Genomic DNA, 14,574 nt, shown 5'->3' with positions numbered 1-14,574 from the left:
GGGGGTGGACTCCAGTCGGATCAGGGTGCGTGCCGGTCGCGGGCGCCGAGACCCTCGTCGTCCGAGTCCGTCCACAGAGTGCTGTCGTACGGGGTGTCGGGGATGGACACGAGGTCGGGGCGCCGCGTTGTCTTGAGGCCGGGGGCGGCCTCGCGCAGCAGCGCCACGCTCTCGCGCAGGTGGTCGGCGTCGGTGCGCACACGGCGCATCTCCAGACCGCCACCGATCTGCTGTTCCAGGCGCCCCACTGACCGGTACAGGTCGTCGAGAGCGCGCTGGACTGTTGTCAGGTCGTCTTGCACGGACATGACTTGCCCTCACTTCCGCGGACCCAGCGGCCCAAGGCGGCAACGTTCATGCGCCTGCGAGTGTCGCGCGTCACATCGGCCCCTGTGAAGGGATCTGCATGGATTAACCGATCGTGTCGCGCATTTACACCAGGCGCGCGCCCCCGCCGTCGGCAGCGCGCCGTCTCTTGGGCCGCATGGGTGAGCTTTCGCGTACCCATCGCCGTGGCGCCGTTCCAACTCGGGGGCTTGGCCCTTCAGTAGGGCGATAGATCTGATCAACTCCATTATAGCCCAAAAGTGATCTAGCTAACCCAAATGCGACATTCCGCGTGATCGGTATGCGCGATCAGTCCACGTGATCAGAACCGCCCCGGAGGTATTCAGTCATGTCCCACCACGGCGTCGGACCACGCGCGGTCATGCGCTCGGCCGCGTTCCTCACGGCGGGCGTGCTCGCGGTGTCCTCTCTCGCCGCGTGCAGCGAGGACGACCCGGACACCCGGCCCCTCGCCGGTCAGGACATCGCCCCCGCCGACCGTGACCGGATCGCCGACGGCGGCACCGTGCGCTGGGCCGTGGACACCGTCCCGGAGACCCTCAACACCTTCCAGTCGGACGCCGACGCGACCACCTCCCGGGTCGCCGGTGCGGTCCTGCCCTCGATGTACCGGCTCGACGAGAGGGGCCGGCCCGAGCGCAACGCCGACTACCTGGAGTCCGCGAAGATCGTCGAGCGCGAGCCCCAGCAGGTCGTGCTCTACAAGCTCAACCAGCAGGCCGTCTGGAGCGACGGCCGCGAGATCGGCGCCGCCGACTTCGCCGCCCAGTGGCGCGCCCTGTCCGGCAAGGACACCGCGTACTGGACGGCCCGCAACGCCGGCTACGAACGCATCGAGAAGATCGAGCGCGGCGACAGCGACCTCGAGGTGCGGATCACCTTCCGCAAGCCGTACGCGGACTGGCAGTCGCTGTTCTCGCCGCTGTACCCGAAGGACGTGATGGGCACCCCGAACACCTTCAACGACGGCGCCCGCCGCAAGCTGAAGGTCACCGCGGGCCCCTTCGCGATCGACAAGATCAACCGAAAGGCCCGTGAGGTCAGGCTGAAGCGCAACCCGCGCTGGTGGGGCCACAAGCCCAAGCTCTCCGAGCTGGTGCTGCGCGCCGTACCGCGCGACAAGCGCGCCGCCGCGCTCGCCGCCGGCCGACTCGATCTGGCCGAGATCGACCCCTCCGCGGCACGGCGCATCACCACCGCCGCCGGCGGAAAGGGCTCCGCCGGGGCGCCGCTCGCCCACGGCCCCGACGCCGCGCTCACGCCCGCCCAGGCGCTGCGCTCCTGGGCGATCGCGAACGGCTCCGACAAGGGGGCGGCCGACGAGGAGACCACCGCCCGCGAGAAGCGGAGCAAGGCGATCGCGAAGTACAACAAGGAGCAGTCGGTCCTGCGCCGTCTCGTGGTCCGCAAGTCCCTCGAACCCGCCTACACCCAGCTCGCCCTCAACGGCGCCGAGGGCCCCCTCGCCGACGAGCGCGTCCGCCGGGCCGTGGCCCGCGCCCTCGACCGCGACGAGCTCGCCAGGGTTGTACTCCAGCCCCTCGGCCTGCCCGCCGAACCCGTCGGCAGCCATCTCGCCCTCGCCGGACAGGCCGCGTACGCCGACAACAGCGGAGCCCTCGGCGAACAGGACACCGAGGAGGCGCAGGCACTGCTGGCGGACGCGGGCTGGGTACGGGGCGGGCCCGTCAAGAAGAAGGCGAAGCAGGAAGAGAAGGCGGCGAAGGGGGCCGGCAGCGAGGCCTCCAAGAAGCCGGACGACGGTACGTACATCGTCGGCGCGGAGGACAAGTCCGGTGCGGTGTACGACCCGGCCTCCGACGAGGGCGTCGGCGACGACAGTAAGCCCGGCGGCCACGGCACCTCCACCGTGCTCGTGCCCGCGCCCATCGCCCAGCTGCGCACGGCGCTCCTCGACCAGGCCGCCGCGCAGGCCGAGCGCAGCGAGGCCGACAAAGCCGATGAGGAGAAGCAGGAGCCGGCGCGGGACGGGAAGCTCAAGGACGGCGGGGGGCCAGGTGCGTACGCGCCGAAGGGCACCGCCGCTCCCGCGGGTGCCGCGGCCAGGCCGCTGGCCAAGGACGGCAAGGCCCTGTCGCTGCGCTTCGTGCTCCCGTCAGGGCCTGGCACGGAGCCGCTGCGGGCGGTCGGTGAGCGCATCGCGCGGATGCTGGACCGTATCGGCGTCCGTACGGAGATCTCCAAGGTCTCCGACGCGAGCTACTTCAAGGACCACATCGCCTCCGGCCAGTACGACCTGGCGCTGTACTCCTGGCCCGCCTCCGCCTTCCCCGCCACCGACGCCCGCCCCATCTACGCCAAGCCGGTACCGGCCGCGGACGGCTCCCTCAACGTCGAGCAGAACTACACACGCGTCGGCACCGACCAGGTCGACCAGCTCTTCGACCAGGCCGTCGCCGAACTGGACGAGAGCGAGTCCCGCTCCCTGGTCCGCAAGGCCGACGCCCGCATCTGGGCCGCCGCCGGCTCGATCCCTCTCTACCAGCGCCCCCAGCTCGTAGCGGCCCGCCCGAACCTCGTCAACGCGGGCGCCTTCGGCTTCGAGACACCGGTGTACGAGGACATGGGGTACCTGAAGAAGGGCGTGAAGCGAGTGTCGTGATCGGGTGCGCCCCTTGAAGGAGGCCGCAGGCCTTCCTTCAAGGGGCGCGGGGAACTGCGCGACCAGCCCAAACGGACCCGCGCTGTGGGCACCGCCAGCACCCGTCGAGCCCCAGCGGCCAGCGGCCCCGTACGATGGGGTAAGGCCGTGGCACGTTCAGCCCGGCAGGGCCCGCGTAAACAAGATCTGCGCGTCGGCCGTTCACTCACTCCGGGAGAAGCGCCTCACTATGGCCACGCGCCACGACATCCGCAACGTAGCCATCGTCGCCCACGTCGACCATGGCAAGACCACTCTGGTCGACGCCATGCTCAAGCAGGCCGGTTCCTTCGCCGCGCACGCCGCCGAGTCGCTCGACGACCGCATGATGGACTCGAACGACCTGGAGCGTGAGAAGGGCATCACGATCCTCGCCAAGAACACGGCGGTGAAGTACCACCCGAAGGCCGGCGGCGACGTCATCACCATCAACATCATCGACACCCCCGGCCACGCCGACTTCGGTGGTGAGGTCGAGCGCGGTCTGTCGATGGTCGACGCGGTGGTCCTGCTCGTCGACGCCTCCGAGGGCCCGCTGCCGCAGACGCGTTTCGTGCTGCGCAAGGCGCTGCAGGCCCGGCTGCCCGTCATCCTGTGCATCAACAAGACGGACCGCCCGGACTCCCGCATCGACGAGGTGGTGAACGAGGCGTACGACCTCTTCCTGGACCTCGACGCCGACGAGGACCAGATCGAGTTCCCCATCGTCTACGCGTGTGCGCGTGACGGAGTCGCCTCGCTGACCAAGCCGGAGGACGGCACCGTCCCGGCCGACAGCGACAGCCTGGAGCCGTTCTTCTCCACGATCCTGGAGCACGTCCCGGCCCCGGTGTACGACGAGGAGGCCCCCCTCCAGGCGCACGTCACCAACCTGGACGCCGACAACTTCCTCGGCCGTATCGCGCTGCTCCGCGTCGAGCAGGGCGAGCTGCGCAAGGGCCAGACCGTCGCCTGGATCAAGCGTGACGGCACCGTCAGCAGCGTACGCATCAGCGAGCTGATGATGACCGAGGCGCTGACCCGCAAGCCCGCCGAGAAGGCCGGCCCCGGTGACATCTGCGCCGTCGCCGGTATCCCGGACATCATGATCGGCGAGACCCTCGCGGACCCCGAGAACCCCGTCGCGCTGCCGCTCATCACGGTCGACGAGCCCGCGATCTCGATGACCATCGGTACGAACACCTCGCCGCTGGTCGGCCGCGGCGGCACCGGCAAGGGCGCGGACGCCAAGGCGGCCGTCAAGGACCGCAAGGTGACGGCCCGCCAGGTGAAGGACCGTCTGGACCGCGAGCTGGTCGGCAACGTCTCGCTGCGCGTACTGGACACCGAGCGCCCGGACGCCTGGGAGGTCCAGGGCCGTGGTGAGCTCGCGCTCGCGATCCTCGTCGAGACCATGCGCCGCGAGGGCTTCGAGCTGACCATCGGCAAGCCTCAGGTGGTCACCCAGGAGATCGACGGCAAGGTCCACGAGCCGGTCGAGCGCATGACGATCGACGTCCCCGAGGAGCACATGGGCGCGGTCACGCAGCTCATGGGCGTCCGCAAGGGCCGCATGGACAACATGTCCAACCACGGCTCCGGTTGGGTGCGGCTGGAGTTCGTCGTGCCGTCCCGCGGTCTCATCGGGTTCCGTACGGAGTTCCTGACGAGCACGCGCGGCACGGGCATCGCCCACTCCATCCACGAGGGCCACGAGCCGTGGTTCGGCGCCCTCCAGACCCGTAACAACGGTTCACTGGTCGCCGACCGCGCCGGCGCCGTCACCGCGTTCGCGATGACGAACCTTCAGGAGCGCGGCGTGCTCTTCGTGGAGCCGGGCACCGAGGTGTACGAGGGCATGATCGTCGGCGAGAACTCGCGCGCCGACGACATGGACGTGAACATCACCAAGGAGAAGAAGCTCACCAACATGCGGTCGGCCTCGGCCGATTCGTTCGAGGCGATCGTCCCGCCGCGCAAGCTCTCCCTGGAGCAGTCCCTGGAGTTCTGCCGCGACGACGAGTGCGTCGAGGTGACCCCGGAGTCCGCCCGCATCCGCAAGGTGAAGCTGGACGGCCGGGAGCGGGCGCGGGCTGCCAGCCGCGCCAAGCACGGCTGACTGACGGCCCCTTAGGCCCACGGGGCCCTGGATTTCTGCCAGTTGTGGTCCGCTCGCGACATCTGGTCGCGGTGGGCCGCTACGACTAGTCTCACCTGGAGCCCGCCCCCGTTCACTTCTCGGGGCGGGCTCCGGTGCGTTTCCCAGGGGCCAATTCGACAGACCGAGGGATAACCCTCTGTCAACCCGGTTATTCGAGCCTGGCGTCCGTTTATCGGTGAGCCATCACCGCAAGTTGTGTTAACAGTCCGTTTCGCGTGTGTCTGTCTGGGCTCATTTTGTCCAGATTTCGGGTCTACTCGGGTTGATGATGTGACCAAAATGAGACTCCTTAGGTGTGGTTAACGCTGCGGGGTTACTTAATAGTTGGGTTCGTTGAGCTCGGGTCAATGAGTCATGCGCGTTGGGGAGCGCCGACTCACGAGCACACTCAGGGCAGGTACCCTCCGGCGTCACTGGCGTCGGTGGGTTCTTCATGCCCCCAATGGTGAATCAGTGGACTCATGAGGAGGAACCCATGCGCGGTGCCAGGAGCGCCAAGTGGGTCGCGGGGGCAACCGTCGTAGCCCTGGCGGCAACGGCCTGTGGCGGCAGCGACAGTGGCGACGATGACAGCGCGTCGACGCCCCAGGTTGTGATGGAGCTGGGTGAGCCGCAGCACGGTCTCGTCCCGTCCAACACCTATGAGTCCGAGGGCTCCGAGGTGATGAACGCGCTGTTCACCGCCCTCGTGCGGTACGACGAGAAGAACGAGACCCAGCTTGACCTGGCCCAGTCGATCGAGAGCCCGGACAACAAGGTCTGGACGATCAAGCTCAAGGACGGCTACACCTTCCACAACGGTGAGAAGGTCACGGCCGAGTCCTTTGTGAACGCCTGGAACTACGGCGCCAACCAGGACAACGCCCAGGAGACCAACCCGCTGTACGCCAAGATCGACGGCTACGCGGACCTGAACCCGGGCGAGGGCAAGAAGCCCACCACGGACAAGATGAAGGGTCTGAAGGTCGTCGACGACCTCACCTTCACGGTGACGCTGTCCGCGCCGTTCAGCGCGTTCAAGACCATGCTCGGCTTCAACTCCTTCTACCCGCTGCCGAAGGCCTTCTTCGACGACCCCAAGGCGTTCGAGACCGCTCCGGTCGGCAACGGCCCGTTCAAGATGGACGGCAAGTTCGAGCACAACGTCCAGATCAAGACGGTCAAGTTCGACAAGCACCCTGACGCGAAAGACATCAAGATCGCCGGTGTGACCTTCAAGATCTACACCGACCTGGACACCGCGTACCGCGACCTCCAGGGTGGCGCGGTCGACATCAACGACACCCTGCCGGTCTCGGCGCTCGCCACCGCCAAGGCGGACCTGGGTGACCGCTACCTGAAGGGCGTGGACTCCGCCGTCGCCTACGTCGGCTTCGACCCGACCACGCTGAAGGCCACGGACGTCAACACCCGCAAGGCCCTCTCCATGGCCATCGACCGCGAGGCCATCGCGGAGAAGGTCTTCCTCGGTTCCAAGACTCCGGCCGACGACTTCATCAACCCGCTGGTTCCGGGCTACCGCGAGGGCGCCTGTGGCGACGCCTGCAAGTTCGACCCGGCCGCGGCCAAGAAGCTGTACGAAAGCTCGAAGGGCTTCGCCGGCGACACGCTGAACCTCGCCTACAACGCGGACGGCGACCACAAGACCTGGATGGAGGCGGTCGCCAACCAGCTCGAGGAGAACCTGGGGCTCAAGGTCACCGTCGAGCCCAAGGAGCAGTTCGCCACCATCCTCGACGAACTGGGCGACAAGAAGTACAAGGGCGCCTTCCGGATGGCCTGGTCGATGGACTACCCGTCCGCCGAGAACTACCTGCGCCCGCTCTTCTCCGAGGAAGCCATCACCAACGGCTCCAACTACTCGGGTTACATCAACCAGGACGTCGAGAAGTTCCTCGACACGGCCGACCAGGCACCGGACGAGCAGACGGCGCTGGAGAACTACCAGAAGGCCGACGACCAGATCCTCGCCGACATGCCGTACATCCCGGTGTACTTCTACACACGTGACGCGGGTCTGAGCAAGGACCTGAAGGCCGCGACGATCGACTCCCTGGGACAGGTCGACTGGAGCACCGTCGAGCCCTCATGAGGATTCGCCAGCTGACCGACTGAACAAGCGGAGTGGGGTGACTGGGGGTTTCCCCCAGCGCCCCTCTCTGCCGTTCCCCCTGAATCAGTCCGGCGCCGAACGGGCCACCCCTCCCGGTCCCTGCGGCCCGGCACCCGTACCACTGGAGACCTCATGGGTCGTTATCTGATCCGGCGGCTGGTGCAGGCGATCCCCGTCCTGCTCGGCGCCACCTTCCTCATCTTCTGCCTGGTCTTCGCGCTGCCTGGTGATCCCATCCAGATGCTGGCCGGCGAGAAGCGGGCCGACCCCAACATCGCGGCGATCCTGCGTGAGCAGTACCACCTCAACGATCCGCTGTACCAGCAGTATCTGCACTACATGGGCGGGGTCCTCACCGGTGACTTCGGGGAGACCTACACCGGACGGGCGGTGGCCGACATCATGTCGGAGCGCTTCCCCGTCACCGTGCAGCTCGCGCTCATCGCCTTCGCCGTCGAGGCCGTCATCGGCGTCGCGGCCGGCGTCTCCGCGGCCCTCGGCCGTGGCAAGTTCCTGGACAACATCGTCCTGATCAGCACGCTGCTCCTGGTGTCCGTACCGGTGTTCGTGCTCGGTTCGATCGCCCAGCTGACACTGGGCGTCCAGTGGGACCTGCTGCCGATCTCCTACGACGAGAACGACCCGATGAGTCTGCTGCTCCCCGGCATCGTGCTCGCCGCCGCCTCCATGGCGTACATCACCCGGCTCACCCGGACCAGCATGATGGAGACCCTGCGCGCGGACTACGTCCGTACGGCGATCGCGAAGGGGCTGAGCCGGCGACGCGTGATCGTACGGCACGCCCTGCGCAACGCGCTGATTCCGATCGTCACCTTCCTGGGTGCGGACCTGGGGGCGCTCATGGGGGGCGCGATCATCACCGAGCGACTGTTCAACATCCCCGGCGTCGGTGGACAGTTGGCACAGTCGGTGTACCTGCGCGAGCAGCCCGTCGTGATCGGGATCGTCACCTGTCTGATCCTGATCTACATCGCGGCCAACCTGATCGTCGACCTGCTCTACGCGGTGCTGGACCCGAGGATTCGCTATGCCTGACATCACTGACAAGGTGCCCGCACCGGCGGCGATCCCGCCGAGCCCCTCGACCGAGGACGGGGGCGGCAAGGACACGGGGAAGGCGAAGCCCGAGCGCGTGGCGAGCATGTGGTCCGACGCCCGTCACGACCTGATCCGCAACCCGATCTTCGTGGTCTCGGCGATCATCATCCTGTTCCTGCTGGTGCTGGCCGCCGCCCCCGGTCTGTTCACCGAACGCAGCCCCTTCGAAAAGGGCTTCTGCCAGCTCTCGGACTCGGCCTCCAAGCCCAGCTCGGAGAACTGGTTCGGCTTCGACACGCTGGGCTGTGACGTCTACACCCGGACCATCTACGCCACCCGGAACTCGATCATCGTCGGTATCCTCACCACCGTGCTCACCACGCTCGTGGGCAGCCTGCTCGGCATGATCGCCGGCCTGCGCGGCGGCTGGCTGGATTCCGTGCTGTCCCGGTTCACCGAGATCTTCTTCGCGCTGCCCCTGATGCTCGGCGGTCTGCTGGTCGCCTCCATCTTCCAGACCGGCAACGTGGTGACGGTCGCGCTGGTCCTGGCCGTTCTCGGCTGGCCGCAGGTGTTCCGGATCATGCGTGGTGCGGTGCTCGCCAACAAGCACAACGACTACGTGATGGCTGCCAAGGCGCTCGGTGCCGGGACCTGGCGGATCGCGATGCGTCATGTGCTGCCCAACGCCGTCGCCCCGGTGATCGTCATCACCACCATCAACCTGGGTGTGTACATCTCGGCGGAGGCGGCGCTGTCCTACCTGGGCATCGGCGTGCAGTCGCCCAACATCTCCTGGGGACTGATGATCAGTGACGCGCAGTCCCGCTTCCTGATCTCCCCGCACATGGTGCTGTTCCCGTCGCTCTTCCTGAGCATCACGGTGCTCGCTTTCATCATGCTCGGCGACGCGGTACGCGACGCCCTCGACCCCAAGCTGCGCTGAGGAGGGCGTACGTGACCATCATCGACAAAACCGCAGATGTGCCGGCGCCCCGCGAGGCCGGCAGCGACGGCGTCCCGCTGCTCGAAGTACGGGACCTGCACGTCGAATTCCACACCCGTGAGGGCACCGCCAGGGCCGTCAACGGAGTCAACTACTCCGTGAGCGCCGGCGAGACCCTCGCCGTGCTCGGTGAATCCGGGTCCGGCAAGTCCGTGACCGCCCAGGCCATCATGGGCATCCTCGACATGCCCCCGGCCACCATCCCCCGGGGCGAGATCCTGTTCCACGGCGAGGACATGCTGAAGATGTCCGGCGAGGAGCGGCGCAAGATCCGCGGTTCCAGGATCGCGATGATCTTCCAGGACGCCCTGTCGTCCCTGAACCCGGTGCTGAGCGTGGGCTACCAGCTCGGCGAGATGTTCCGGGTGCACCGCGCCCTCTCCCGCAAGGAGGCCAAAGCCAAGGCCATCGAACTGATGGACCGGGTGAAGATCCCCGCCGCGGCCGCCCGGGTCGGCGACTATCCGCACCAGTTCTCGGGCGGTATGCGCCAGCGCATCATGATCGCCATGGCGCTGGCCCTGGAGCCCGACCTGATCATCGCCGACGAGCCGACCACGGCTCTCGACGTGACGGTCCAGGCCCAGGTCATGGAGCTGCTCGCCGATCTCCAGCGCGAGTTCAACATGGGTCTGATCCTCATCACCCACGACCTGGGTGTGGTCGCGGACGTCGCCGACAAGATCGCGGTGATGTACGCGGGCCGGATCGTGGAGACCGCCCCGGTGCACGAGCTCTACAAGCGCCCCGCGCACCCGTACACGCGTGGTCTGCTCGACTCCATCCCGCGCCTGGACCAGAAGGGCCAGGAGCTGTACGCGATCAAGGGCCTGCCACCCAACCTGACCAGCACCCCGCCGGGCTGCGCCTTCAACCCACGCTGCCCCAAGGCGCAGGACATCTGCCGTACGGACATTCCGCAGCTGTTCCCGGTCACCGAGCGGGACGGCGGCGAGCTGGCCGGCCGCGGCAGCGCCTGCCACTTCTGGAAGGAGACGATCCATGGCTGAGCTCAAGAAGACGGACGAGCCCGTGGACGCCACCCCCAACGTCTCCGAGGTGGACGTCGTCGACGCCCACTCCGAGGAGGAGGCGGTCGCGGCGATCGAGGCGCCGGTCGAGCGCGGTGAGCCGATTCTTCAGGTACGTAACCTGGTCAAGCACTTCCCGCTGACCACGGGCATCCTGTTCAAGCGCCAGGTCGGCGCGGTCAAGGCCGTGGACGGGATCTCCTTCGACCTCTACCAGGGCGAGACGCTCGGCATCGTCGGCGAGTCCGGCTGCGGCAAGTCGACCGTGGCCAAGCTGCTGATGAACCTGGAGCGGGCGACGGCCGGCGAGGTCTTTTACAAGGGCCAGGACATCACCAAGCTGTCCGGGCGCGCGCTGAAGGCCGTACGACGCAACATCCAGATGGTGTTCCAGGACCCGTACACCTCGCTGAACCCGCGGATGACGGTCGGCGACATCATCGGGGAACCCTTCGAGATCCACCCCGAGGTCGCCCCGAAGGGCTCGCGCCGGCAGAAGGTCCAGGAACTGCTGGACGTCGTCGGGCTCAACCCGGAGTACATCAACCGGTATCCGCACCAGTTCTCCGGCGGTCAGCGCCAGCGCATCGGCATCGCCCGCGGCCTCGCGCTCAACCCGGAAATCATCATCTGCGACGAGCCGGTGTCGGCCCTGGACGTCTCCGTGCAGGCGCAGGTCATCAACCTGATGGAGAAACTGCAGGACGAGTTCAACCTGTCCTACATCTTCATCGCGCACGACCTGTCGATCGTCCGGCACATCTCCGACCGGGTCGGCGTGATGTACCTCGGCAAGATGGCCGAGATCGGCACGGACACGCAGATCTACGACCACCCGACGCACCCCTACACGCAGGCGCTGCTCTCCGCCGTGCCCGTTCCGGACCCGGATGCCCGTGAGGGCCGGGAGCGGGTCATCCTCACCGGCGACGTGCCTTCCCCGGCCAACCCGCCGTCCGGCTGCCGCTTCCGCACGCGCTGCCAGAAGGCCCAGGACAAGTGCGCCGAGGAGGTCCCGCTGCTCGCGGTTCCCGAGGTCTTCAAGGGCCTGGACTCCCCGGTGGCGCACGAGTCGGCGTGCCACTTCGCGGAGGAGAAGGACGTCGTGCACGCGGTCTGATTTGTATTGGCTTTGGCTCCCGGCACCGGTTTCGGTGCCGGGAGCCATCGTTTCTAAGGGTGGAGGACGTATGAGTGCGGCCATCCAACTCGTGATCGCCCCGTGAGCGCGACCATGGTCGTAAGCGCATACCTGGCCCAAGGAGGACTCATGAGTGCGCAGCACGCCGAGACACCGCACCCATCACTGCCACACCTCAGGACCGTGGCCGATATCCGCGCCGCGCTCCGGGACGGGCGGGGTTTCCCAGGCGACGCCGAGAGCTTTGAGGCCGACCTCGCTCGCGCCCTGGACACTTCCACGGCCACTGACTTCCACCAGGTCGCCGACGTCATCAAGATCTATGCCGGCAGCATCCGCGCCTTCAGCGATCCCGAGTTCGACGAGGCGCTGCAGGAGGGGCTCGACCTCATTGCAGAGATCAAGAAAGGCAGCCAGGAGTGAGCCGAGCCATCGCCGTGATCACGGCCTCGGCGGCAAAGCGTCTCCAGATGCTCGGTCTGGTCGCCCAGCAGGCTGTCGAAGAACTGCGGCGAGAGCTGGAGGACAACCTCAGGCTCGGTATCCGGCCGACAGACCCTAATGACGGACCAGACAGAATGGATGCCCTGCCGGGTCGGCGTAGACGCGCCAGCTCCGTCCGGCGAAATCGTCGTCCAGTACCGTCGCTCCCCGGGCCAGCACCTGCTCCTGAGCCCGGTCCAGGTCAGTGACACCGAAGTCCAGATGAAACTGCTGAGGCCGGGCGGGGTCCGGCCACCGTGGCGGCAGGTAGTCCGCTGCCCGCTGGAAGGCGAGGACGAGACCGGACGGTGTGTGCAGGGTCGCCCAGTCGTCGTCGAGTGCCCACCGTGGGTCCTGCTGGTTGACGGTCCCGCCGAGCAACGACTGGTAGAAGTCGGCGAGTTCCGCCGGATCGGAGCAGTCCAGCACCACGCATTGCAGGTCAGCGATCATGGACAGATCCTAAGCGGCCGCCAGAGACGGTCAGCGGCTGATGCGGCCGCTAAATCGGTCGACACCGGAACGGGCGGCGGGGATGCTTCACCCCGATGACTCGAACTGATACGCCCCCCTCGTGGGGCGAGCGCACGCAGCTGACCACCTTCCTCGACTACGCGCGCGACACCGCCCGGGCCAAGTGTGAGGGCGTCTCGGCGGAGAACGCCCGCACGGCGCCGCTGCCCGGCTCCCCGTTGATGACCCTGTGCGGACTGATCAGCCATCTGAGATGGGTGGAGTACTGGTGGTTCCAGGTGGTGTTCCTCGGTGAGGAGGACGAAGGGCCCTGGACGGACGAGGACCCCGACCGGGAGATGCGCATCGCGGTCGACATCCCGCTCGTGGACCTCCTCGCGGAGTACGAGGCACAGAGCGCCCGCTACCGCGAACTGGTGGCCTCCCACGACCTGGAGGCGACGGCGAAGCGCCCGATCCGCGACGGCCGGCACGTGAACCTGCGCTGGATCGTCCTGCACCTGATCGAGGAAACCGCCCGCCACAACGGCCACTTGGACGTCGTACGGGAACTGCTGGACGGACACACCGGTGCCTAGCTCGTCTGCAACAGAGGACTGGAACAGAGACGAGGAAAGCCAGTTGAACCCCACGATCCGCCACATCACCTTCGACTGCACCGGAGATCCGTACGATCTCGGGCTGTTCTGGAGCGAGTTGCTCGGGCGGCCGCTGGCCGACGACGACAAGCCCGGTGATCCGGAGGCGCTCATCGCGGATCCCGCCGGTGGTCCGGGCCTGCTGTTTGTCCGCGTGCCCGAGCCGAAGACCGTCAAGAACCGGGTGCATTTCGACCTGCGTCCGCAGGGGCGCACCCGTGCGCAGGAGGTCGAGCGGGCGATCAGGCTCGGGGCCCGGCTGATCGCGGACCACACCCGGCCGGACGGCCGGGGCTGGGTCACACTGGCCGACCCCGCGGGCAACGAATTCTGTGTGGAGCGGGGCGAGTTGGGCTAGACGTGGCTGGTGCTGGGATCGAAAGGTTCGCTGCCGACCGGTGGGCGTGTGCCCTGTGCCCTTGGGTGTGACGTCACTGCACCGGGTCGCTGAGAGGCGCAGCCGCCTACAAAGGATGCGTTGCAAAGAAGTCGTTGCAACGCATCCTTTGCAAGGCTATCTTTGTACGCATGAACGAGCCACAGGACCCGCAAGTCCACAGCCTCGACGCCCGCTCGCTGCGTGGACTCGCACATCCGCTGCGTATGCGGCTGCTGAACGCGCTACGGCGTGGCGGGCCGGCCACCGCGTCGCAACTGGCCGCGAAACTGGGCGAGTCCAGCGGTGCCACCAGCTACCACCTGCGTCAGCTCGCCGCATACGGCTTCGTCGAGGACGCGCCGGAGCACGGCAAGGGGCGCGAGCGGTGGTGGAAGTCGGTCCACATGGGCGTGCACTTCGACGAGGAACTGTTCATGGACCGTGACCCCGAAGTGCGCGGAGCCGCTGACGTGTTCATGCATGAGCTCGCCAACCAGCACACCCGGGAGCTGGCGACCTGGATCGGCACTCGCGACGACTGGTCCGAGGCGTGGCGCCGCGCCTCGGACATGAGCGACTGGACGCTGGACCTCACACCCGAACTCGCCCTCGAACTCAACAACAAGATGCACGACCTCGTGGAGAGCTACCGCGCGCTGGCCCCCGACGACGGCACCCCGGACGCCGAGCAGGTCCGCGTCCACACCCACATCATCCCCACCCGCACGGACTGAGAGGCCGCCCGATGCACCCCGAGACCCACCTCGCCCTGCACCACGCCCGCGCAGCCGAGCTCCGTGCCGAAGCCGACTCGTACCGCCTCGCCGTCGCGGCCCGGCGTCCCCGGGATCTCCGTACCCGCCTCGGGTGGACCCTTGTGGAGGTCGGTCTGCGGTTGGCCACCGCCCCCAAGACGGTGGCCGCTGTTCCCTAGAAGCGCCCCTTCGGAAGCGTCCCTTCGGGTCCCGTACGGAAAGGGGCGTACCCGCGCCGAGAAGGTCGAGCGGACGCTCGCGCTTGGCACGGCGACATAGCGACGCAAATGCGCATCAACCGCGTTAACACGCAAGCAACTTCGCTGACCCGATACCGATATACGG

At 67.4% G+C, this 14,574-nt stretch carries 14 protein-coding genes; 12 read left to right on the top strand and 2 right to left on the bottom strand.

Going from position 1 to position 14,574, the window contains the following annotated elements; genetic code table 11:
* Positions 1 to 20 precede the first annotated feature (20 nt).
* Complete coding sequence (locus IEZ21_RS06500; RefSeq protein ID WP_033319925.1) at positions 21 to 308, bottom strand: Rv0250c family protein; 288 nt, start codon at positions 306 to 308, stop codon at positions 21 to 23.
* A gap of 368 nt (positions 309 to 676) precedes the next feature.
* Here IEZ21_RS06500 and IEZ21_RS06495 point away from each other — a divergent pair, with 368 nt between their 5' ends.
* From IEZ21_RS06495 to IEZ21_RS06460, 8 genes are all read left to right on the top strand, one after another.
* Positions 677 to 2,971, top strand: a complete 2,295-nt coding sequence (locus tag IEZ21_RS06495) for an ABC transporter family substrate-binding protein (RefSeq protein ID WP_189320867.1) — start codon at positions 677 to 679, stop codon at positions 2,969 to 2,971.
* A 229-nt stretch (positions 2,972 to 3,200) separates the two neighbouring features.
* A complete protein-coding gene (typA, locus tag IEZ21_RS06490; protein ID WP_189320866.1) occupies positions 3,201 to 5,108 on the top strand; it encodes a translational GTPase TypA in 1,908 nt (635 codons plus the stop codon).
* A gap of 517 nt (positions 5,109 to 5,625) precedes the next feature.
* Positions 5,626 to 7,242, top strand: a complete 1,617-nt coding sequence (locus tag IEZ21_RS06485) for a peptide ABC transporter substrate-binding protein (RefSeq protein ID WP_189320865.1) — start codon at positions 5,626 to 5,628, stop codon at positions 7,240 to 7,242.
* Positions 7,243 to 7,395: 153 nt separating this feature from the next.
* On the top strand, positions 7,396 to 8,319 hold the full coding sequence (locus IEZ21_RS06480) for an ABC transporter permease (RefSeq protein ID WP_189320864.1): 924 nt from the start codon (positions 7,396 to 7,398) through the stop codon (positions 8,317 to 8,319).
* Entirely contained in the window at positions 8,312 to 9,268 is a 957-nt protein-coding gene (locus IEZ21_RS06475) for an ABC transporter permease (protein ID WP_189320863.1), read from the top strand. Before IEZ21_RS06480 ends, IEZ21_RS06475 begins: the two co-directional genes overlap by 8 nt.
* Positions 9,269 to 9,279: 11 nt before the next feature.
* Positions 9,280 to 10,338: an ABC transporter ATP-binding protein gene (locus IEZ21_RS06470; RefSeq protein WP_189320862.1), complete on the top strand. Its 1,059-nt coding sequence runs from the start codon at positions 9,280 to 9,282 to the stop codon at positions 10,336 to 10,338.
* Positions 10,331 to 11,479, top strand: a complete 1,149-nt coding sequence (locus IEZ21_RS06465) for an ABC transporter ATP-binding protein (RefSeq protein WP_246567308.1) — start codon at positions 10,331 to 10,333, stop codon at positions 11,477 to 11,479. Before IEZ21_RS06470 ends, IEZ21_RS06465 begins: the two co-directional genes overlap by 8 nt.
* 150 nt (positions 11,480 to 11,629) lie before the next feature.
* On the top strand, positions 11,630 to 11,923 hold the full coding sequence (locus tag IEZ21_RS06460; protein ID WP_189320861.1) for a hypothetical protein: 294 nt from the start codon (positions 11,630 to 11,632) through the stop codon (positions 11,921 to 11,923).
* Between the two features lie 135 nt (positions 11,924 to 12,058).
* On the opposite strand, the gene IEZ21_RS06455 is transcribed toward IEZ21_RS06460, so the two are convergent.
* Positions 12,059 to 12,436 carry a VOC family protein gene (locus IEZ21_RS06455; protein WP_189320860.1) on the bottom strand — a complete coding sequence of 126 codons (378 nt, stop codon included), beginning with the start codon at positions 12,434 to 12,436 and terminating at the stop codon, positions 12,059 to 12,061.
* Between the two features lie 95 nt (positions 12,437 to 12,531).
* On the opposite strand from IEZ21_RS06455, the gene IEZ21_RS06450 reads away from it, so the two are divergent.
* From IEZ21_RS06450 to IEZ21_RS06435, 4 genes are all read left to right on the top strand, one after another.
* The gene (locus tag IEZ21_RS06450; RefSeq protein ID WP_189320859.1) at positions 12,532 to 13,035 is read left to right on the top strand and encodes a DinB family protein; all 504 of its coding nucleotides are present in this window, start codon (positions 12,532 to 12,534) and stop codon (positions 13,033 to 13,035) included.
* A gap of 43 nt (positions 13,036 to 13,078) precedes the next feature.
* The gene (locus tag IEZ21_RS06445; RefSeq protein WP_189320858.1) at positions 13,079 to 13,453 is read left to right on the top strand and encodes a VOC family protein; all 375 of its coding nucleotides are present in this window, start codon (positions 13,079 to 13,081) and stop codon (positions 13,451 to 13,453) included.
* A 170-nt stretch (positions 13,454 to 13,623) separates the two neighbouring features.
* Complete coding sequence (locus IEZ21_RS06440) at positions 13,624 to 14,208, top strand: ArsR/SmtB family transcription factor (protein WP_189320857.1); 585 nt, start codon at positions 13,624 to 13,626, stop codon at positions 14,206 to 14,208.
* A gap of 11 nt (positions 14,209 to 14,219) precedes the next feature.
* Positions 14,220 to 14,408, top strand: a complete 189-nt coding sequence (locus tag IEZ21_RS06435) for a hypothetical protein (RefSeq protein WP_189320856.1) — start codon at positions 14,220 to 14,222, stop codon at positions 14,406 to 14,408.
* The last annotated feature ends 166 nt before the right edge of the window (positions 14,409 to 14,574 follow it).

The sequence above is a fragment of the Streptomyces flaveus genome (assembly GCF_014647675.1).
Classification (GTDB): Bacteria; Actinomycetota; Actinomycetes; order Streptomycetales; family Streptomycetaceae; genus Streptomyces; species Streptomyces flaveus.
This window is presented reverse-complemented; position numbering and strand designations above follow the sequence as displayed.

What these genes read in the sequence shown, in the direction of transcription:
- IEZ21_RS06450 (WP_189320859.1), top strand. Translation starts at nt 12,532, where the DNA reads ATGACTCGAACTGATACGCCCCCCTCGTGGGGCGAGCGCACGCAGCTG.
- IEZ21_RS06475 (WP_189320863.1), top strand. Translation starts at nt 8,312, where the DNA reads ATGCCTGACATCACTGACAAGGTGCCCGCACCGGCGGCGATCCCGCCG.
- IEZ21_RS06435 (WP_189320856.1), top strand. Translation starts at nt 14,220, where the DNA reads ATGCACCCCGAGACCCACCTCGCCCTGCACCACGCCCGCGCAGCCGAG.
- IEZ21_RS06500 (WP_033319925.1), bottom strand. Translation starts at nt 308, where the DNA reads ATGTCCGTGCAAGACGACCTGACAACAGTCCAGCGCGCTCTCGACGAC.
- IEZ21_RS06480 (WP_189320864.1), top strand. Translation starts at nt 7,396, where the DNA reads ATGGGTCGTTATCTGATCCGGCGGCTGGTGCAGGCGATCCCCGTCCTG.
- IEZ21_RS06460 (WP_189320861.1), top strand. Translation starts at nt 11,630, where the DNA reads ATGAGTGCGCAGCACGCCGAGACACCGCACCCATCACTGCCACACCTC.
- IEZ21_RS06495 (WP_189320867.1), top strand. Translation starts at nt 677, where the DNA reads ATGTCCCACCACGGCGTCGGACCACGCGCGGTCATGCGCTCGGCCGCG.
- IEZ21_RS06485 (WP_189320865.1), top strand. Translation starts at nt 5,626, where the DNA reads ATGCGCGGTGCCAGGAGCGCCAAGTGGGTCGCGGGGGCAACCGTCGTA.
- IEZ21_RS06465 (WP_246567308.1), top strand. Translation starts at nt 10,331, where the DNA reads ATGGCTGAGCTCAAGAAGACGGACGAGCCCGTGGACGCCACCCCCAAC.
- IEZ21_RS06440 (WP_189320857.1), top strand. Translation starts at nt 13,624, where the DNA reads ATGAACGAGCCACAGGACCCGCAAGTCCACAGCCTCGACGCCCGCTCG.
- typA (WP_189320866.1), top strand. Translation starts at nt 3,201, where the DNA reads ATGGCCACGCGCCACGACATCCGCAACGTAGCCATCGTCGCCCACGTC.
- IEZ21_RS06455 (WP_189320860.1), bottom strand. Translation starts at nt 12,436, where the DNA reads ATGATCGCTGACCTGCAATGCGTGGTGCTGGACTGCTCCGATCCGGCG.